Origin of the sequence: Streptomyces sp. VNUA24, assembly GCF_029167005.1 — a bacterium.
GTDB classification, from domain to species: domain Bacteria; phylum Actinomycetota; class Actinomycetes; order Streptomycetales; family Streptomycetaceae; genus Streptomyces; species Streptomyces scabiei.
The window spans coordinates 1,309,891-1,329,226 of sequence record NZ_CP119143.1 but is presented as its reverse complement, the minus strand read 5'-3'; the positions used below and the strand labels follow the sequence as shown (position 1 = coordinate 1,329,226).

Genomic DNA, 19,336 nt, shown 5'->3' with positions numbered 1-19,336 from the left:
AAGATCACCGGACTCTACGAAACTCGGGGCAGCTCAGATCTCCTCGGGCCTGCTCACGCTGCGGCGGGCGAGGACCCAGTGCCGGCGGTCCTCGCGGTGCCAGGGCCTCACTTCGACGCGGGCCCAGTCGTAGATCCGTCGGCCATGGGCTCCCTCGCCGCAGGAACGGCGTTTCCATTTCTGCCGGGGCAGGCCGGGGAACAGGTCGTGGACGGGGTGGTCGAGTGCCCAGCGGGTGACGACGGTGTCGTGCCTGGTGGTGGCCATGACGTGGAAGACGTCCGCTTGCTCGAGCTCGAACCGCCAGCCCTTGCTGTAGCCGTAGGCGGCGTCCGCCGTGACCCAGGCGAACGGGATCTTGTCGGCGATGGCCCGGCGGACCATCGCCTTGGCCATGGCCACCTTCGTGGCAAAGGCGACGTGGTCGTCGATGCCCGCCCGGCGGCAGCGTTCCCGGTCGTCCGTCCAGGACGTGGGCAGATACAGACGGCGGTCGATCAACGTGCGTCCGCGGCCGGTGGCGTAGGCGAGGAACACGCCGATCTGGCAGTTCTCCGTGCGGCCGGCGGTGCCGGAGTACTGCCTTTGCACCCCGGCCGAACGGACGCCCTTCTTCAGAAAGCCGGTGTCGTCGACGATCAGGACGGCATCGCTGTCTCCGAGGTGTTCCACCACGTAGTCGCGTACGTCGTTCAGGACCTCGTCGGCGTCCCACTCGATCCGGTTCAGCAGCCGGTGGATGCGATCGGGACCCGCGTGTCCTGCCTCCTCCGCCAGCGTCCAGCCGTTCTTGCGCTGCAGCGGCGCAACCAGCCCACGCATGTAAGCCAGCGCCGACTGACGCGGCTCCTCCCGGTTGAACCGGTGCACGAACCGCTCATGCAGAGCACCCAGTTCACCCGCCCACAACCTGACATCAGCAAGGTCCCCACCCATGACCACAACAACGACAGAGCTGGCCAGCAGTCACGGCAAAGACCGTTGCAGTACTAGCAGCCGGGTCCCAGTGCCTCGGCCGGTTCGCCCCGGTGCGGCCGGCAGGGGTGCGGCGGTAGCGGGCATGCCGGGTCTCCGGGCGCGCCCGCTCTGCCGCGGACACTGAGGCCATGCGCACCGACCGGAGACGCCGTGCGCATCGACCGGACGGTCCACCGCGGCGTTTCCGTCGGCGGCGGCTGCTACTTGCCGAAGCCGGCGGTGAGGCCGCCGATCAACTGGCGGCGGCCGAGAATGTAGAGGGCCAGGATCGGGAGGGTGGACAGGACGACCGCTGCCAGGATGGCGGGGATGTTGATGGTGAACTCACCCTGGAAGCTCCACACGAACAACGGCAGGACGCGTTTGTCGGGGCTCTGGGTGAGGATCAGCGGGAAGAGGAAGCCGTTCCAGACGTTGAGCGCGTCGTAGATCGTGACCGTGATCAGGGCGGGCCGGGAGAGCGGCAGTGCCAGATTCCACAGCATGCGCCAGTGGCCCGCGCCGTCCGCGCGCATCGACTCGTACAGCTCGTCCGGGATGTCCCTCAGGAAGTTGACGAGGATGATCACGGTGAGCGGGATGGCGAACGCCGCCGAGGGGAGCACGACCGCGCCCAGGGTGTCGTACATCTGTGCCTTGGCGATCAGGTAGTAGACGGGGATGATCGTGGCCTGCAGCGGGATGGCGAGCCCCAGCAGGAAGAGGCTGAACGCCCAGCGCAGGGCCCGGCCGGTGCCGCGGACGATGGCGTAGGCGGCCAGGAAGGACACCACCAGGGTCAGCAGTGTGGCGCCGGTCGTCACCACGACACTGTTCCACAGGAAATGGGCGAACCCGTTGTCCAGGACGAGACGGTAGTTGTCCAGCGTCGGGTGGGTCGGGACCGCGAGGGGGTTGGTGTCGAAGAAGCCCTCACGGGTGCGGAGGCTGGTGACGACGACCCAGTACACCGGTACGAGGACGATCAGCAGCCAGACCAGGCCGCCGAGGGCACCCGGCGCATTGGCGCGGCGCAGGCGGGAGAGGACACCCGGCGGCGTGGACGGCGCCGTGGACGGCGGGGTCGCACGGGCTTCGGAGTCGGTCTGCGGGGCGTGGGAGAGCGTGGACATCACACACCTGCCTGCTGGCTGCGCATCCGGGAGAAGCCGGAGAAACGGACGACGATCAGGGAGAGGAGGAGGCCGGCGGCGACCAGCACGACGGAGATCGCGCTGGCGAGGCCCATCTCGTTGCTCTGGAAGCCGGTGATGTACATGTCGAGCGGAAGGAGCCGGGTGGCATAGCCGGGGCCGCCGCCGGTGAGGACGAAGACGAGGTCGAAGTAGGTGAGCGAGCCCACCAGCATCAGCATCGACGAGGTGACGACGGTGTAGCGCAGCTGGGGGAGCGTGATGTGCCAGAACCGGGCGAGCCGGCCCGCCCCGTCGATCGCCGCGGCCTCGTACAGCGAGCCCGGGATCTGCCGGGTGCCCGCCTGGTAGAGGAGGGTGTGGAACGGCACGAACTGCCAGGCGATGACGAACACGACGGCGTAGAAGGCGAGTTCGGGATCGCCCAGCCAGTTCTGGTTCAGCAGCGGCAGGTCGAGGCTCGCGCCCAGGCCGAAGTTGGGGTCGAGCAGGTTCTTGAAGATGATGGCGACGGCCGCCGTGGAGATCAGCAGAGGGACGAAGTAGAAGACCGCGAGAAGGGCCCGGTAACGCTGTTTTCCGGCGACGAAGACCCCCAGCAGCAGGCTGATCGGGGTCTGGACCAGCCAGGAGACCAGCATGAACTTGAGGGTGAGCCAGAGGGCGTGCCGGGTGACGTCACCGGTCAGCACCTCGCGCCAGTTGTCGGCGCCTGCCCACGCCGGACTTCCCAGTCCGTCCCAGCGGGTGAAGCTGAGGTAGACCACGATCCCCATCGGCACCAGCGCGAAGACGGCGAAGAGCAGCAGGGCGGGCAGGGCCATGAGGAAGGGCGGGCCGCCGCCCTGCTGCCGGGGCGGCGCGGCGACCTTGGCGGTGCTCACTTCGCCGCCGCCTCGTCCATCTGCGCGCAGAACTGCTCGGGGCTGATCTGGCCGAGGAACAGCTGGTCGAGGTGGGTGAGCAGGTCGTTGCCGAGTTCGGGGCTGAGGGCCTGGTCCCAGGAGAGCTGGAAGCTCTCGGCGTCGCGCGTGAGGTGGTAGACGTACGACGACCAGTCCGCGTTGTCCGACGCCTTGATCTTGGCGTCCAGGTCCTTCACCGGCGGGACGTCGCCGTTCTTGAGCAGGTTGTCGATGTACGTGTCGTTGTAGACGCCGTCCTTGAGGTACGACACGGCCGTCTTCTTCTCCTTGGCGCTCGCCTGCGCGGACAGGGAGAAGAAGTTGGCGGTGTTGCCGACGATGTTGCTCGCGCTGCCCTTGCCGCCGGTGACGGCCGGGAAGCCGGTCCAGCCGAGGTTCCCCGCGGAGACGAACTCGGGTGCGGCGGTGGCGATGGTTCCGTATCCCCAGCTGCCCTGGAGGGTCATCGCGGCTTTGCCGGTGTAGAGCTGGGCCTCGGCCTGGCCGGTGTCGGCGGAGACGGAGGTGAAGCCCTTGGCGAAGCCGCCCGCGTCGACGAGTTGCTTGATCATCTGGGCGGCCTTCAGGACGGCCGGGTCGGACCAGGCGCCCTTCTTGCCGTCGGCGATGGCGGCGAAGGTGTCGGGGCCGCCGACGCGGTCGACGAGGTACTCCAGCCACATCAGGTCCGGCCACTTGGAGGCGCCGCCCATGGAGATCGGCGCGATGCCCTCGGCCTTGAACCTCTTCACCAGGGCGAGCAGGTTGTCCCAGGTCTTCGGCGGCTCGGCGCCGGCCTTCTCGAACAGCTCCTGGTTGAAGTACAGGATCACGGGCTGCACGCCGTTGACGGGGACGCCGTAGGTCTTGCCGTCGAAGGTGGCCGACTTCAGGACGGAGGGGAAGATGCGGTCCTTCCATTCCGGGTCGGCGTCGAGGTCGGCGGTGAGATCGGCGACCTTGCCCGCGTCCACGTAGCTCTTGAGCCCGCCGCCGCCCCAGTTCTCGAAGAGGACCGGGCCGTTGCCGGCGCCGACGGCGGTGCGCAGCTTCTGCTTGTAGGGGTCGTTCTGGAAGTACTGGTAGGTGACCTTGCTGTCCGGGTGCCGCTTGTTCCACTCGGTGGCGGAGGCCCGGAAGGTCGCCTCGGACCCCTGGGTCAGGGCCCAGACCAGCGCGCCGCCACCGGCTCCGCCGTCGATGCCGCGCCCGCCGCTTCCGCAGGCGGTCAGGGTGAGGGCGAGTGCCGCCGTCGAGGCGGTGACCATGGCACGGATCGGGGTTCTCAGGGCCATCGGGAGCTCCTTCGCTCTGCAGAGAGCGCGGTTCGAAAATTTTCGAAATCTCTGCGATTTCTGGCCGATAAAGTAGGTGCGCGGTTCGAGGGGGTCAAGATGGCCGACAGATGAATCTTCGCGGCAATTTCGCTCTGGACCGGTACGAAAGATTTGCGCTACCGTCCCCGTAAACGTTCGAAAGGATCAGCATGCCGAAGAGGGCCGCTCCGCGGAGCCGGACCACCCTGACCGGTGTTGCCGAAGCGGCCGGGGTCTCCGTGGCCACCGTGTCGAAGGTGGTCAACGGTCGCAGCGACGTCTCTCCCGAGACCCGGGCGCGCGTCGAACAACTGCTCGTCGAGCACGACTACGTGGCCCGTGGCCCGGGCGGCGCGCAGTCGCCGGTGCGCACGATCGACCTGACCTTCGACGCGCTGGTCAACCCCAACAACCTGGTCATCGCGCAGGGGGTGATCCAGGCGGCGGGCGAGGCGGGCGTCGACGTCGTCCTCGGTACGGCTCCCGAGGACCCGCTCGGTGCGGCCTGGGCCCGGAAGATCACCAACGCCGGCCGTGAGGGCGTCATCCTGGTGACGTCCGAGCTGAGCGCACGGCAGCGCGCCCAGTTCGCGCAGGCCGGCATCCCGGTGGTGCTGATCGACCCGGCGAACGTGCCGGACGAGAGCGTGCCGAGCATCGGCGCGACCAACTTCACCGGCGGCATGACCGCGACCGAGCACCTGCTGAAACTCGGCCACCGACGGATCGCGATGATCGAGGGCCGGCACGACGCCGTCTGCAACACCGCCCGTCTGCACGGCTACCAGGCCGCGCTCACCGGCGCCGGCATCACCCCCGATCCCCGGCTCATCAAGCAGGGCGACTTCCGCTTCGAACCCGCGCACCGGGCCGCTCTGGAACTCTTCGCCCTCGACGACCCGCCGACCGCGGTCTTCGCCGGCAACGACCAGTCGGCGTTCGGCGTCATCGAGGCCGCCCGCCGGCACGGCTTGCGGGTGCCCGAGGACCTCAGCGTCGTCGGTTTCGACGACACCGGCGCGGCCAGCACCTCGGCCCCGCCCCTGACCACCGTCCGTCAGCCCTTCGTCGAGATCGGCCGCGCCGCGCTGCGCACCCTGCTCCGGCTCACCGCGGGAGAGCCCCTGGACAGCCACCGGGTGGAGCTGGCCACCCAGCTCGTCGTCCGCTCCTCCACCGCCCCGCCGCCCCCCTCTTCCTAGACAGCCGCCCCTGCGGCCACCGCCCACACCACCCCGAGGACATGCCATGACCACGCCTTGGGCCGATCCGGCCTGCCCCCGTGACGACAGGGTCGAGGCCCTGCTCGCCCAGATGACCCTGGAAGAGAAACTCGCCCAGCTCGGCAGCGCCTGGCCGGGTGTGGAACACGTCAGCGGCAACGTGGCCCCCATGCAGGACGTCTTCGCCCGCCACACCGAGTTCGAGCAGGCCAGCAAGGACGGACTGGGGCATCTCACCCGCCCGTTCGGCACCAAGCCGGTCGACCCGTCGACGGGGGCATCCCAACTGGCCGCTATTCAGCGTGAGTTGATGGACGCCACCCGGCTGGGCATCCCCGCCATCGCCCACGAGGAGTGCCTGACCGGGTTCACCGCGCACCACGCGACGGTCTTCCCCACCGCCCTCGCCTGGGCCGCCGCCTTCCACCCCGCACTCGTCGAACGCATGGCGGGCGCCATCGGCACGAGCATGCGCCGGGTCGGCGTCCACCAGGGGCTCTCACCGGTCCTGGACGTCGTCCGCGACTACCGCTGGGGCCGGGTCGAGGAGACCCTCGGCGAGGACCCGTACCTCGTCGCGGCCAACGGCACCGCCTATGTGCGCGGCCTGGAGAGCGCCGGGATCATCGCCACCCTCAAGCACTTCGCCGGCTACTCCGCCTCCAAGGGCGCCCGCAACCACGCACCCGTCTCCATGGGCCCGCGGGAACTCGCCGACGTGATCCTGCCCCCGTTCGAAGCGGCCCTGCGGGACGGCGGCGCCCGCTCGGTCATGAACTCCTACGCCGACGTGGACGGCGTACCGGCGGGCGCGGACGCCGGACTGCTCACCCGGCTCCTGCGCGACGAGTGGGGCTTCAAGGGGACGGTCGTCTCCGACTACTGGTCGGTCGCCTTCCTCCGCACGATGCACCGCATCGGCGAGACGTACGGCGAGGCCGGCGCCCGCGCCCTCGAAGCCGGCATCGACGTCGAACTCCCCGACACCCTCTGCTACGGCGAACCCCTCGCCGAACTCGTCCGCGAAGGCACCGTCCCGGAGGACCTGGTCGACCGCGCCGTGCGCCGCGTACTGCGTCAGAAGGTCGAACTGGGCCTCCTGGACGCCGACTTCGTCCCGGATGCCACCACCTCCACCTCCACCGAACCGGTCGACCTCGACCCACCCGAGCACCGGGCACTGGCCCGCGCGCTGGCCGAGCAGAGCGTCGTCCTGCTCGACAACCGCGCCGGCATCCTCCCCCTGGCCGCCGACACGGCCTCCCTCGCCCTCGTCGGCCCCTGCGCCGACGACCCGAACGCCTTCTTCGGCTGCTACTCCTTCCCCAACCACGTCCTGCCTCACCACCCCGGCCACGACAACGGCATCGAGGCCCGCTCCCTGCTGGACGCCCTGACCGCGGAGCTTCCCGAGACCCTGATCGCCTACGAACAGGGCTGCCCCGTCAAGGACACCGACCGCGACGGCATCGACGCGGCCGTGGCGGCCGCCCGGAACGCGGACGTCTGCGTGGCCGTCGTCGGCGACCGGGCGGGCCTCTTCGGCCTCGGCACCTCCGGCGAGGGCTGCGACGCCGAGAACCTCTCCCTGCCCGGCGTCCAGGGCGAGCTGGTCGAGGCACTGCTCGCCACCGGCACCCCTGTCGTCCTGCTCGTCGTCTCCGGACGCCCTTACGCCCTCGGCGCGTACACCGACCGGGCGGCCGCGGTCGTCCAGGCGTTCTTCCCCGGCGAGGAGGGCGGCCCCGCCCTGGCCGGCATCCTCGCCGGACGCGTCGTGCCGTCGGGCAAGCTGCCCGTCCAGGTCCCGCGCACCCCGGGCGGCCAGCCCGGCACCTACCTGCACGCGCCGCTGGGCGGCAACACCCAGGGGGTCAGCAACCTCGACCCCACACCCGCCTACCCGTTCGGCCACGGACTCTCGTACACGACCTTCACGTACGACGCTCTCGCCCTGAGCGCCGACACCGTCCCCACCGACGGAGAGGTCGACATCAGCTGCCTCGTCCGCAACACCGGCGACCGCCCCGGCACGGAGGTCGTCCAGCTCTACACCGCCGACCCGATCGCGCAACTGCCACGCCCGGTCACCCAGTTGACGGGATTCACCCGGGTCCGTCTCGACCCCGGCGAGCAGCGCAGGGTCACCTTCCGCCTCCACACCGACCGTCTCGCGTACACCGGCCCCGACCTGCACCGCATCGTCGAACCCGGCGACATCACCGTCATGCTCGGCGCCTCCAGCACCGACATCCGCCTCACCGGCACCCTCCGTCTCACCGGCCCGGTCCGCAGGGCAGGCCACGAACGGGTCCTGCACACGCCGGCCCACACCGACTGACCGGCGCCGCGCGGGGCCTCGGCGCCACCCCGCTCATGGCCGCCGCAAGTCGGCGGCGGCCCCGCGCAGCAGGCGGATCCGAGGAGAGCTGGAGCGACGGTTCGCGGGCGCAGGCACGCCCGCCTGCGGACCGCGTGCTCACTGAGATCGACCGGCTGTGCCCCCGAACCCCGAGGACGTAAGGGGCCACGGTCTCAAGTCCCTTAGGTTCCTGCTGGGTGCGCCCCTGTCGGACGGCCTCGCACGACGCAGGGCCGTCCGCACCGGTGGCGGGGCCGGATGGGCCCTGCGGCGCGGACGATGCCGCTCAAGGATCGGAAACGCGCCGACCCTGCATCGGCCCTACGGTCTCGGCAGGGTGCACCCGGTGGCGTTCAGGTCCAGCTGGTTGCCGGTCGTGAAGCAGGCCGGGATCTGGTAGGTCTGCTGGCCGTAGTTGATGCCCTTGTGAACGGCGACATTGCCCCTGGGGTCCACCTCGCAGGGGTTGTTCAACGTGCAGGAGGCGCCGTTCTCGTTGCCGGTGTTGTGGACGGCGACGACCTCACCGGTGGACTGGTCGATCACCGGCGAGCCGGAGGTTCCGCCGACGGTCTGGCAGGCGGAGGTGTAGCGGACCGAGTCCTTCCAGGCGGGCGTCGAAGTTGTCGTCGGAGACCAGGACGACGGTGCGACGGCCTTCGGGGAGGCGAGGGCCGAGGGTGATGCCTTCGATGTCGTCGACCCGGTGCAGTCCGGGCACGTCGGACAGGTCCGTCACCAGTGTCTTGCGGACCGGCCGGACGGGCCGCGCGGACGGGTCGGTGAGGGAGTCGCGACTGAGGATGTCGGTGGCGCCGCAGGTCGACCAGGTAGATCCGGGCCTTCCAGGTGTTGTCGGCGAAGAGGGATGCGCGCTCCAGGACCAGGAAGTGGTCGTGGCCGAGGGCCACGAGGTCGCTGATGCCATTGGTGTCGGCGCTGCCTGCCGGGGTGGCGGCGAACAGCGGCTACAGGGGGTAGGCGTACTGGGACCGTGGCTGTCCGGTGCGTGTGTCGTGGACGGTGATGCGGGTGAGCGCGCCGTGCTCGGGGGTGGGGTCGTCGCCGTCCTGGTAGAGGGGGTCCTCCAATGCGGAGACGATCCGCCGTCCGTCCGGGGTGAAGGTGACTCCTTCCAGGGTCTGGTTCTTGCGTGGCCCGAACTCCTGCGAGGTCGTGTGCAGTTGAGGAGGCACCGGGAGCTGTCCGGTGTAGGCACCGGTGGTGGTGGCGCGGCGGATCCAGGGGTCGCCCAGGAGAGTCGGGCCGTCTGACGCGACGATGCGTTCGCCCTCACTCGTCCAGACCAGGCTCCCCTCGGCAGGGGCTCTGCTCGGGCACCACGAGCACCGATCAGGACGTCACGATCAGTCGGTGTGTCAGGCGGACTCTTCCGTTCGGCTCCGGCGGGTGCTGTGCTCTGACTGCGTAGGTCGGCCGGGCAGGACGTCAAGGTTTTGGTGACGAGAGGTCGGCTTCCTTATCCGATGCCTTGCCTCTCCGGACTTTGCGCACTCGGATCGCCGGCACGGCAGTAAGGTGAAACGGTGGCCCCCTTACCGGAAGAGACGCCGCCGCTGTTCGGCGAAGACGACCGCGACACGGCAGTACAGCGCCTGCAGGAGGCGTACGCCGAAGGTCTCATCTCGCACGGGGAGTTGGACGAGCGCCTCCACCAGGTGCTGACCGCCGAGGCGCACAGCGAGGTCGTGTCGGCCCTGGCCTCACTCCCGGAGGGGAACCCGGGAACCACCTCAACGATCGCTGCTGCCGGCGGGCGGATCCAGCGACGAGGCGTATGGCGGGTTCCTCGTTTCCTCAGGGTCGAGTCCGCCTACGGAAGAGTGCGCCTGAACCTGGCCCGGGCGATCATCGAGCATCCGGTCGTCGACATTGAGCTGCAGCTTGGAACCGGTGGGGCCAGAATCACAGTGCCTCGCGACGCGGTGGTCGACGCCGAGGGCTTGCGCAACGGATGGAAAGACGTGCGGTACAAAGCCTCGCGGCGTTCCCACCCCGGCGGACCGAAGATTCGAATCTCCGGGACTATGGGATTCGGACGATTGAAGATCCGTCACGCCCGACGCTGAGGTTCCACCGGCACCAGGATCACATGACCAGCGCTTTGTCAGCGCCGACAGCCGGTCCGATGTAGCAGCATGAGCTCGCGGGTAGGTCAGGCAACGGTTCCGAGAGCCGAGAGTCACGGTGCGGGAAGCATCGGCTACCTCTCGGTGAGCCGCTGACAGGCCACACCGACGGGGAGGAGGCGGTGGCGACAGCGGTGGTGGACGGTCGGCCCGTCGCCGTCACCGGCAGCAACGACAGGACAGGACGTGGACCGTAAGGCCATCGGTCACGGCGAGGAGGGTGTGTGCCTCGCGAGCGGGGCCGAGGTGCTGTGGAATTCCTGGGTGTCCTGGCCATAACGGATGAGCCACGTGATGAGGTCATGGAGCTTGGTTGGCCGAGTCCCCCGGTGGCGAGGACATCACCCTGATCCTCAACCTCCTCTACGGCACCAAGCGGATGATCCACCTGGAGTCCGTCCTCATCTCGCTGTTCGGAGCCCTGCTGAGCATCGGCATCCAGGGATACCAGGATGATCGTCCCCTGGGGCGGCATCGCCGTGGCTCTCGTCGGCGCCGTACTCGCCGGCGTGGTGGCAGGACTGGGGTCCGCCCGCCGGGCGGCCCCGCTGAACGTCCTCACCGCCCTCACGGCGGACAGATGTGCCCGCGGTACGAGGAGCGGCACTGAGGCGGCGGTTGACGTGCGAGCCTGCGTGCCGCGAGGAGTGCGGGTGCGCGAGACCGCCGACGGTGATGCCGGCGGCGGTCGACACGGCACTCGCCACTCTGCGGGCGACGTCAGGCCGGGGCACCGAGCGGGGGGTGCTCCAGTACGCGGGGCCTGTACTCGACCAGCTGGGTGCGGCCGTCGAAGGTGCGGTGGTCGATCATCTCGAGGGCGACGTCCGGATAGCCGTCGTAGATACGTTCCTCGCCCGTGGCCCCGGTGATCACCGGGAACATCACGACCCGGAAGCGGTCGACGAGTCCGGCTCGCAGCAGGGACCGGCACAGGCTGAGGCTCCCGATCGTGCTGAGGAGCCCTGAGCCGTGCGACTTCATGGCGCGGACCGCCTCGACGGCGTCGTCACGGACGAGCCTGGAGTTGGCCCACGTCAGCGGCTCCTCGAGCGAGGAGGAGAACACCACCTTGGACGCTCGCGTGAGCTCGTCGACGGACGCCTCTTCCTCGGGCCTGAACTCGTCTTGGCCAGCGGGGACCTGACCCGCGGCGAAGCCTGACATCAGGCGGTAGGTGTTCGCTCCCATCAGGTACGTGGCCTCGGGCTGCTCGCCGAGCCATGCGAGGTACTCAGGGCCCTCTAGGCCCCAGAAGCCGGGCCACCCCTCTCCCGACGCGTAGCCGTCGAGGGAGGTGATGAAGTCGACGAGAAGCTCCGACATGGCGGTGTCCTTTCCTGGGGTGTCATGAGCTTGGACCGGCGGGGAGCCACAAACTCATCGGCCGCGCTGTGGAGCAACGGAATAGCCCACGACGATCACCGCCCCGGCGGCGAATCGTGACCGCGAACGTGGGGGAAGTCGCCGCAGCCGATCACGGCCGTCGGCCCGTCCCCGGAGTGCGAACTGCCGGGGACGGGATCACCGATGACACCGGCGTCCCGCTCCCTTGCCGGCGGAAGTCACCAAGCCTGTGCAGCACGTCCGGCGCGGGCGGTGCTCGCACGGGTCAGTGCCGGGCGAACTGCACCTGCGTCGGTTGGAGGACATTCGGCAGCACCGCGAGTCCGCCGACGGTCAGCTGCTCCCCGTAGATGTCGGTGATTCTGATCGACTTGCCACAGCCGGTGCCGTCGGCGGAGACGAAGTAGTTGAAGCTGGTGCGGGGCAGCTGCCGCCAGCCGCCCCCGGTGCCGACCTCCAGCCGCGCGACCGGGTTGCGATGACCGATCGCCTGGATGCCGCACCAGTAGACGCTGGAGCCGGTCTTGTACCGGATGGACATCGTGCCGACGGAGCTGGGGCTCACCAGGCTCCAGGTGACGGGGAGCCTGCCGACCTTGAGGTCGGCGAGTTTGGCGAAGGCCTGCTGACTGAGGTCGATCTGCCCGGGTGCGCAGGGCAGAGGACATTCGTTGGTGATCCGTACCGTGATCGACTTACCGTTGGCCGCGCGGACGAGAACGTACGCGCCGCAGGCCCGGGAGGTCTCGTAGTCGGTGGTGTTCATCGCCGCGATCATCATGTCCGGGCTCGGACCGAACAGACAGGCCCCGTCCCCGACACCGGCCTCGTAGGCGGTGGCGACGCCCTGATACGAGGTGTCGGGCCGGATCCGCCCTGCCGACGGGGGCGTGGTGGACGTGCGTGAGGTCTTCGGGGCGCCCTTGGACGAGTCCTTCGCCGCCTTGGGGGGTTTCTTGGTCTTGGGGCTGGTGGAGTCGCTAGGACTCGGGCTCGACGACGGGCTCGGCGTCGAGCTGGGAGATGCCGTGCCGGAGGTGCGGGCGGCTTTCGGTTGCGTGGTGACGAGGGGCGTGGCCGCGGCCGGCCCGGCATCGACCTTGTGGCCGGGGAGCAGCGCCGTGACCAGGTAGGCGAGAACGCTCGCGGCGGTCAGCGCCACCGTGGAGCCCAGGACGAGTCTGCGTCTGCGCCTGCGCTGCCGCGCGAGTTGCCTCGTTGTCATGATGACCTGTCCGTTCAGGATGGTGCCGATGGTGCACTCGTCAGTGCCCGCCCACGGCGAAAACGTTGCCGCCGACTTTGCGTGGCCCAGGGACGCCTGTCAGGTGCAGGACGGGCCTCCGGGCCTGAAGGCTGGGAGGCTCCCAAACTCGGCCGAGCAATTCCGGGGCAAGCAGCCGGCGTTTCTCAGGCCGACTCGCGGACGACCAGCGCGGTACGGAGGATGACGTGACGGTAGGCCACCGACGGCTCCTCCATGTCCTCCAGGAGCAGCCTGATCATGGCCCGGCCCATCTCCTCCAGCGGTTGACGCACCGGGGTGAGCTGCGGCTTCGTGCGCCGGGCCAGGGGGAAGTCGTCGAAGCCGATCACGGCGACGTCGTGTGGCACGCGCCGTCCCGCCGCGCGCAAGGCTTGCAGAGCCCCCGCGGCCGTGGTGTCCGACGCGGCGAGAACACCGTCGATGTCCGGGTGGCGTTCGAGCAGTTCGGTCATGGCGCGGCGTCCGCTGTCCTGCGAGAAATCACCTTCGGCCACCAGGGACTTCACGCTGTCGAGGCCGGCCAGTGCCAGAGCGTCCTGATAGCCGCGCAGTCGGCACCGGGCGGCGTCCATGTCCAGTGGCCCGGTGATGGTGGCGATGGTCCTGCGGCCGCGCGACACGAGGTGGGAGACGGCGCTGCGGGCACCGCCCAGGTTGTCCGCGTCGACGTGACTGACGTACTCGTCGCCCGAGCGGCGACCCAGCATCACGGTCGGCAACCGCGCCTCGGCGAGCATGTCCGGCAGCCGGTCCCCGGCGCGCACGGACAGCAGCAGAACTCCGTCGACGCGGCTGCCGCGGGCGTACTCCAAGAAGTGCTTCCGGTCCGTGTCCGAGCGGACCAGGGTCAGCATCAGCTGCATCCCGATGTCCGCCAGCGCGTCTCCCAGGGAGCGGACGACTTCTGAGAAGAAAGGCTCCGCGAACACTCTCCAGTCGGGTTCGGTCAGGACGAGAGCGACGGCATTGCTTCGCTGGCCGGCCAGCGAGCGGGCCGCGAGGTTGGGGACGTACCCAAGTTCCTCGATGGCTTGCTGTACGGCTCGGCGCGTCGATGCCTTCACGCCTGCCGCGTTGTTGATGACGCGGGATGCCGTGCCCCGCCCCACCCCGGCGTGCGCGGCCACCTCTTCCAGCCTCGGCGAGCCGGGGCGTCGCGTGCCCATGACCACCTCCCCCATGAAGTAGCCGATCCTACGGGCCGAAAGAACCGGGGCACACGCCCTGCGCGGGGAACCCGTGCAGTGTCGGCCAAGGGGATGTGGGGTGCGGGTTGTTGCGGAATGGATGCTTTGCGCTTTATTGCCGGATTCGGCGACAAGCTCCGGGAGGAGGGTGGTGGGGCCCTCCCTGTTCGGCATAGGCGGCGGTCGGGCGAGCCCCCGACGGAAACAGCCTCCTTCGGGCTACGCGATGGTGCAGGACGTCCCGTTGAGGCTGAAGGAGGCCCACTTGGTGAAGTTGCCGCTGCAACCGGAGAATGGTTCTCCGCGCGGTTCCACCATTTGATGCAGAACGCCTACCCGCCGCTGTCATGATCCGCTGACGCGACGACCCCCCCGGGGCCTCAGTCGATTCACGACTCAGGCCCCGGCGAGTCGAGTTGCTCCCGAGCGGGCATGCGGCGCTGCCGTCGCGTTCCCCGACTCCTGTGCCGGTCACCGGACAGCGTACGGTCGCCCTCGGCGTGGCTGCCCGGAGCCGGACGGACACCTCGCCGCCCCCGAGCAGCCCTTGCCCGGGCGTCACATGTGGACGACGGGTGCCGCGTCGGGATCCTGCTCCGGTACACCGCGGCGGTAGAGGATGACGCTGATGACCAGGCCGACGGCGAAGAAGACGGCCGACCACCAGTAGGCGGTGGAGTAGGCCTCCAGGCCCGCTTGGGCCTGCACGGCGGGGTCCCTGGGGTCCTTGCCGGTCAGGTAGTCGGTTGCGGCGCCGGTGGCGAGGGTGTTGAGCAGGGCGGTGCCGATCGAACCGCCGACCTGCATCATGGCGTTGACGGTGGCGGAGGCGACCCCGGAGTGCTCGGCGTCCACGCCTGTGACGGCCAGGCTCATGGCAGGGGGCATCACCAGGCCGAGGCCGAGGCCGGTCACGACCAGAGTCGGCAGGATGTCCATGCCGTACGAGCTGTGGAGGTCGAGGCTGGTCATCCAGACCATGCCGACGGCGGCCAGGCCCATGCCGAGCGGGACCACCGGCTTGGGGCCGATGCGGGGGAGCAGCACGCTGGTGGCGAGGGCGGAGGTGATCATGAGTGCCCCGGTCATGGGCAGGAAGGCCAGCCCGGTCTCGATGGGCGAGTACCCGAGGCTCTGCTGCAGGTAGTAGGTGAGGAAGAGGAAGACCCCGAACATGCCGGCTCCGCTGATCAGCACGGAGATGAAAGAGGCGCCGCGGTTGCGGTCGAGCAGCACGCGCAGGGGCAGCAGGGGGTGGGAGGACCTGGTCTGCCACACGGTGAACGCGGCGAGCAGGACGGCTCCGACGACCAGCCAGCCCCATGTCCGCGGCGAACTCCAGTCGTGGCTCTCGGCGTTGGCGAAGCCGTAGACCAGGCTGAACAGGCCGCCGCCTACGAGAACGGCGCCGGGGACGTCCAGGCTGGTGGTCTCGTCCCGGGTGCTGCGGCGCAGAAGGAGGGCACCTCCGAGGACCGCCGCACCGGCGAAGACAAGGTTGACGTAGAGCGTCCAGCGCCAGTCGAGGTGCTCGGTGAGCACACCGCCGAGCAGCAGGCCCACGGCACCGCCGGCGCCGGCGATGGCGCCGTAGACACCGAAGGCCCTGGCGCGTTCCTTGGGGTCGGTGAACGTCGTGGTCAGCAGAGACATCGCGGCCGGGGCGAGCAGGGCCCCGAACAGGCCCTGGCCGACGCGCGCGGCTACCAGCGTCTCGAAGCTGTTCGCGGCCCCGCCCAGGGCGGAGGCACCGGCGAAGCCGACCAGTCCGACCAGGAACGTGCTCTTGCGGCCGAACAGGTCGGCTATGCGTCCGCCGAGCAGCAGCAGGCTGCCGAAGGCGAGGGCGTAGGCGGTGACGACCCACTGCCGGTCGCCGTCGGAGAAGCCCAGGTCCTTCTGGGCCGAGGGCAGGGCGATGTTCACGATCGTCGAGTCCAGCACCACCATGAGCTGGGCCACGCCGATGACGGTGAGAATCCACCAGCGATGGCGCGGTGGTGTGCCGGAGGAAGGCAGCGGGGACACGTCGGCCGTGGCCGGTGCGCCGAGGGAGGTTCGAGACATGACGAGGTCTCCAGAGGAAGGGTGAGGGAGCAGGAAGGTGCGGTGATGCGATGCGGACGGCTGCTTCGTCGGAGCTCGTCACGTGGTGCGGTCGGTGATCGCGTGGCTGTCAGGCCGCGGGCGTACCCGAACGACGGACGCCCGCCCGACGCCGGGACGTGACGCCAAGGGCGAGAACGGCCGCGATCGGGTCCGTTCCGGGCTCGGGCGCGTCGGCGGTCTGGCGGCGCGCTGCCTGGGCCGAGGCGGGGGAGAAGGTCTGCCAGTGCCGGGCCCGACGGTTCAACGTGCTGATCAACGGCATGAGATCGGTTACGGCCGGGCCGTCGCTGATGCCCAGCCGATCGGCCGCGGGGCTTCCGAGGGACCGCCGGAGCACCCAGTGGATGAGATCGCGCAGCCGCTCCTCGGACAGGACCGTGCCCGATGCCTGCGCCGTCGCGTGGGCCTGCGCGCCGATCACGGCAGCCGTGGCGGTGCGTGACGTGTCGTCGGGGGAGGGCGCCACGGCGTCCAGTGTGTCCTGCAGGCGGCGGGCGCCGGCGTGGTCGGCGACGCCTTGGTACAGGCTCTCGTCCACCCCCAGGAGATGGGCGACGTACGCCCAGTACCGGTAGAGCCGGCGCTCCTCCTCGCCGGAGACGTCGATGCCGACGGCGGCCAGGGCCTGGTGGGCGACGAGGGTGAAGCCGAGCCAGGTGCGTGCCATGTCGAGCCGGCCGACCGGCATGCCCGGCATGCCCATGTGCCGGTCGGTGAGGGCTGTGGCCCGCAGGCGGGCATGGCGCAGCCGGGCTTCCACGGTGGCCACGTGCCCGGGCTGTCCGCGCAGCAGCCCACCCGGCCGGATGGCCTGCCGTGCCCACACCCCCGCCTCCACGAGCCGGCGCGGAACGGCCTGAGCCGGCCTGTCGGGTCGCAGCAGCAGCAGCCGCGCGGCGGCCGGGGAGGCGTAGGTGTGGACGAGCGCGCTGGTGATCGCGCACAGTCCGAACCACATGGGCGGGACCGACAGGCTCACGACATCGCCGCGGTGGAGCATCAGGGGGTCGGCCCAGGAAGGGGGTGTCTCCACCTGCTTCAGCAGTGCGGCAACGGCTTCCGAGGGCTGCTCGTCGAGACCTGCCAGCCCTTTCCTCAGTCCGGTGTCGAGCGCGTGCCGTGTCCTGGGGCCGCAGGCGTCCAGTTCGGCGATGACGGCGTCGGCGAGCGGATCCCCGGCGGTGAGCGGCGACTCCATGTGCTCCGCCTTCATGGAGGGCCAACGGCCCAGCGCCGGCGGAGCGCTCGCCTGTACGGAAGCTGTGTGGGGGGTGTGGTGCGCGGTCATGTGACTCTCATTTCCGAGAAGGCGCGACCCGGAGCGTCGGACGCACGCGGCTGTCCGAGCCGGCCGGGAAGGTGGGGAGGTCCGCCACAGACATTCTCTGACACCCGTCAGATTAGCTGTAATCTGACGGGTGTCAAGTAAGGTGTTCTCGTGGGAAGCCGCTTGGGGAGGAGAGCGAGGGCTCACCGCCGCACGATGCCCGTGAGGTGCGCGCTGCGCAGGTACGAACCAGTAGTCATGGAGGCAGTGATGGGAGGACGAACCGAATCCGTCAGGCGGCCTGGGCGCCCTGGTGCCGGCACTCCGGCGGTGCCCGGGCGGGAAAGCATCCTCCAGCGGGGCCTGGAAGCCTTCGCGGAGCTCGGCTACGACCGCGCCTCCGCACGTGAGCTGGCCCGCCGTCTGGGCGTCAGCCACAACTTCATCAACGACCGGTACGGGTCGAAGGCGGCCTTCTGGCGGGCGGTGATGGACCACGCGCTGGAGTCGCGACCGAAGGGCCCGCCGCAGCAGGATTCCGGGGTCGACGACGCTGATCGGCTGCGGCAGATCATCGCCGGCTTCTATCGTGCGGCGGCGGACACTCCGTTGATCGGACGCATCCTCGTCGACGAGTCGTCCCGGGACACCGAACGGCTGGACTACCTTTACGAGCGGCACATCGTTCCGACGCTGCAGCTCATGGCCCCCGGCATCGAGCGGCTCGTCGCCTCCGGGCGCATGGCGCCCGTTCCGATGGACGTCCTGTTCTTCGCCGTCGTTCCGCCCGTCTCGGGGATGGTGGACGGCCCGCTGGCGCGGCGCCTGGGCAGGCCCGGGCCCGCCTCGTCCCGGCAGTTGACGGGCACGGCGGAGGCGCTGGCGACGCTCGTGGTCAACGGGCTGCTCGCGACGGGTGTGCCAAGGGGCCGATGAGGTCGCGCCGCGAGGTGTTCGCCGCGGGATGTGCCGCCGACGAGGTGTCCGCGCCGACACTGCTCGGCAGTGGGCGGCGGCCCTCGAAGCTCGGCAGGGGGTCGGGCGTCGAAGGAGCCCTGTTCGCCCTGTTGGCGGTGGCCAAGGACTGCATGGCCCGGCACCTCGCCTACCCCGGGCTGGGCGCGGGGCGGGTCGCCGAGGCGATCGGTGTGTCCGCGCGGCACCTCGGCCGTATCTTCCGGCCGACCGGGGTGGGCCCTTCCCGGTACGTACTCGAACGGCGGCTCGGCACGGCCCGGCGGGCGCCGGCCGATCCGGGCTCCCGCCGTCTGGCGATCGCCGACCCGCCTCGACCGCCACTCACCTTCGACCTCATGTTGGTCGCTCGTCCAAGACGCTGGGCTACCATGCCTGTGAACAGGCGTTTCGATCTCACAGGGGAAAGCGGACTGCATGGCTCGCATGGCGGCGAAGGACCGACGGGAAGAGCTGATTGCGGCAGCGTTCCGGGTGATGGTCCGCGACGGAGTGACGAAAGCGACAACGCGCGCGATCGTCAACGAGGCGAAGATGCCGTTGGGTGTTTTCCACTACTGCTTCAGCTCCCGGGAAGAACTCCTGCAGGAGGTCCTCACCCGCTTCACCGCTCGGAGTGCCGACGCGGCGCGGAACGCCCTCCAGGAGGGTGGCGACCTCGGTGTGAGGATCTCCAAGAGCCTGGGCGCGTTCTGGGACGGTGTGGAACGCGGCCCGGGAGAGCACCAGGTGACCTACGAACTCACGCACTACGCCTTGCGGCAGGCCGGCTTCGAGGAACTGGCTCGTCGGCAGTACCAGAGTTACCTGGAGGTCCACCAAGGGCTCCTCGTGGAGGTCGCCGAGGCCGAGGGGATCCGTTGGACCGCTCCTGTACCGGTTCTTGCCCGCTACCTCAACGCGGTGCTGGACGGTCTCATCCTGTGCTGGCTGGTCGACCGCAAGGGCGAGGACAGTCGTGCAGTGCTGCGTCTGACCGGCGAGCATCTTCTGACCCTCGCCGAAAGCAAGTAACAGCCCCCGGCCCGGAGTTCTCGGTGGCAGCGCATTCCGGTCCGCGCTTCCGCCACGGTGGGAGAACGACGCGGTAGGCCGCGAGGTCGTACGGGCGCGCGAA

General features: G+C 69.7%; 15 protein-coding genes and 3 pseudogenes. 6 read left to right on the top strand and 12 right to left on the bottom strand.

What is annotated here, in order from left to right; all coding sequences use genetic code 11:
• Positions 1 to 36 precede the first annotated feature (36 nt).
• From PYR72_RS05315 to PYR72_RS05300, 4 genes and pseudogenes are all read right to left on the bottom strand, one after another.
• Positions 37 to 936: pseudogene (locus PYR72_RS05315) on the bottom strand (IS701 family transposase); the annotation flags it as partial.
• A 242-nt stretch (positions 937 to 1,178) separates the two neighbouring features.
• On the bottom strand, positions 1,179 to 2,093 hold the full coding sequence (locus PYR72_RS05310) for a carbohydrate ABC transporter permease (protein WP_275454141.1): 915 nt from the start codon (positions 2,091 to 2,093) through the stop codon (positions 1,179 to 1,181).
• The gene (locus PYR72_RS05305; RefSeq protein ID WP_275460333.1) at positions 2,090 to 2,935 is read right to left on the bottom strand and encodes a sugar ABC transporter permease; all 846 of its coding nucleotides are present in this window, start codon (positions 2,933 to 2,935) and stop codon (positions 2,090 to 2,092) included. The genes PYR72_RS05310 and PYR72_RS05305 overlap by 4 nt, the downstream gene beginning before the upstream one ends.
• Positions 2,936 to 2,991: 56 nt before the next feature.
• Positions 2,992 to 4,311 carry an extracellular solute-binding protein gene (locus tag PYR72_RS05300; protein ID WP_275454140.1) on the bottom strand — a complete coding sequence of 440 codons (1,320 nt, stop codon included), beginning with the start codon at positions 4,309 to 4,311 and terminating at the stop codon, positions 2,992 to 2,994.
• Between the two features lie 191 nt (positions 4,312 to 4,502).
• On the opposite strand from PYR72_RS05300, the gene PYR72_RS05295 reads away from it, so the two are divergent.
• Complete coding sequence (locus tag PYR72_RS05295; RefSeq protein ID WP_275454139.1) at positions 4,503 to 5,534, top strand: LacI family DNA-binding transcriptional regulator; 1,032 nt, start codon at positions 4,503 to 4,505, stop codon at positions 5,532 to 5,534.
• 46 nt (positions 5,535 to 5,580) lie between these two features.
• Positions 5,581 to 7,896, top strand: a complete 2,316-nt coding sequence (locus PYR72_RS05290) for a glycoside hydrolase family 3 N-terminal domain-containing protein (protein WP_275454138.1) — start codon at positions 5,581 to 5,583, stop codon at positions 7,894 to 7,896.
• A 342-nt stretch (positions 7,897 to 8,238) separates the two neighbouring features.
• Here the strand turns inward: PYR72_RS05290 and PYR72_RS05285 are convergent.
• The 3 genes and pseudogenes from PYR72_RS05285 to PYR72_RS42925 all read right to left on the bottom strand — a co-directional run.
• Positions 8,239 to 8,526 (bottom strand): annotated as a pseudogene (locus PYR72_RS05285) (serine protease); the annotation flags it as partial.
• Positions 8,441 to 8,845, bottom strand: coding sequence for an esterase-like activity of phytase family protein (locus PYR72_RS42930; protein WP_343245514.1), 405 nt, complete (start codon positions 8,843 to 8,845; stop codon positions 8,441 to 8,443). The gene PYR72_RS42930 and the pseudogene PYR72_RS05285, both read right to left, overlap by 86 nt.
• Positions 8,799 to 9,200 (bottom strand): annotated as a pseudogene (locus PYR72_RS42925) (esterase-like activity of phytase family protein); the annotation flags it as partial. The gene PYR72_RS42930 and the pseudogene PYR72_RS42925, both read right to left, overlap by 47 nt.
• Positions 9,201 to 9,464: 264 nt before the next feature.
• Between PYR72_RS42925 and PYR72_RS05275 the strand changes: the two are divergent.
• Both PYR72_RS05275 and PYR72_RS05270 read left to right on the top strand, forming a co-directional pair.
• A complete protein-coding gene (locus PYR72_RS05275; protein ID WP_275454137.1) occupies positions 9,465 to 10,007 on the top strand; it encodes a DUF1707 domain-containing protein in 543 nt (180 codons plus the stop codon).
• 373 nt (positions 10,008 to 10,380) lie between these two features.
• Positions 10,381 to 10,677, top strand: coding sequence for a hypothetical protein (locus PYR72_RS05270; protein WP_275454136.1), 297 nt, complete (start codon positions 10,381 to 10,383; stop codon positions 10,675 to 10,677).
• 110 nt (positions 10,678 to 10,787) lie between these two features.
• Here the strand turns inward: PYR72_RS05270 and PYR72_RS05265 are convergent, their stop codons facing one another.
• The 5 genes from PYR72_RS05265 to PYR72_RS05245 form a co-directional block, all read right to left on the bottom strand.
• Positions 10,788 to 11,393: a dihydrofolate reductase family protein gene (locus PYR72_RS05265; protein WP_275454135.1), complete on the bottom strand. Its 606-nt coding sequence runs from the start codon at positions 11,391 to 11,393 to the stop codon at positions 10,788 to 10,790.
• A gap of 286 nt (positions 11,394 to 11,679) precedes the next feature.
• Positions 11,680 to 12,639 carry an expansin EXLX1 family cellulose-binding protein gene (locus tag PYR72_RS05260; protein WP_275454134.1) on the bottom strand — a complete coding sequence of 320 codons (960 nt, stop codon included), beginning with the start codon at positions 12,637 to 12,639 and terminating at the stop codon, positions 11,680 to 11,682.
• Positions 12,640 to 12,824: 185 nt separating this feature from the next.
• Entirely contained in the window at positions 12,825 to 13,847 is a 1,023-nt protein-coding gene (locus tag PYR72_RS05255; protein ID WP_275454133.1) for a LacI family DNA-binding transcriptional regulator, read from the bottom strand.
• 579 nt (positions 13,848 to 14,426) lie between these two features.
• Positions 14,427 to 15,935 carry an MFS transporter gene (locus PYR72_RS05250; protein WP_275454132.1) on the bottom strand — a complete coding sequence of 503 codons (1,509 nt, stop codon included), beginning with the start codon at positions 15,933 to 15,935 and terminating at the stop codon, positions 14,427 to 14,429.
• Between the two features lie 109 nt (positions 15,936 to 16,044).
• Positions 16,045 to 17,265, bottom strand: coding sequence for an oxygenase MpaB family protein (locus PYR72_RS05245; protein WP_275454131.1), 1,221 nt, complete (start codon positions 17,263 to 17,265; stop codon positions 16,045 to 16,047).
• A 309-nt stretch (positions 17,266 to 17,574) separates the two neighbouring features.
• Here PYR72_RS05245 and PYR72_RS05240 point away from each other — a divergent pair, with 309 nt between their 5' ends.
• Complete coding sequence (locus PYR72_RS05240) at positions 17,575 to 18,180, top strand: TetR/AcrR family transcriptional regulator (protein ID WP_275454130.1); 606 nt, start codon at positions 17,575 to 17,577, stop codon at positions 18,178 to 18,180.
• Positions 18,181 to 18,636: 456 nt separating this feature from the next.
• Positions 18,637 to 19,233 (top strand): TetR family transcriptional regulator, encoded by a 597-nt coding sequence (locus tag PYR72_RS05235; RefSeq protein WP_343245513.1) that lies wholly within the window; start codon positions 18,637 to 18,639, stop codon positions 19,231 to 19,233.
• Positions 19,234 to 19,336: the final 103 nt, after the last annotated feature.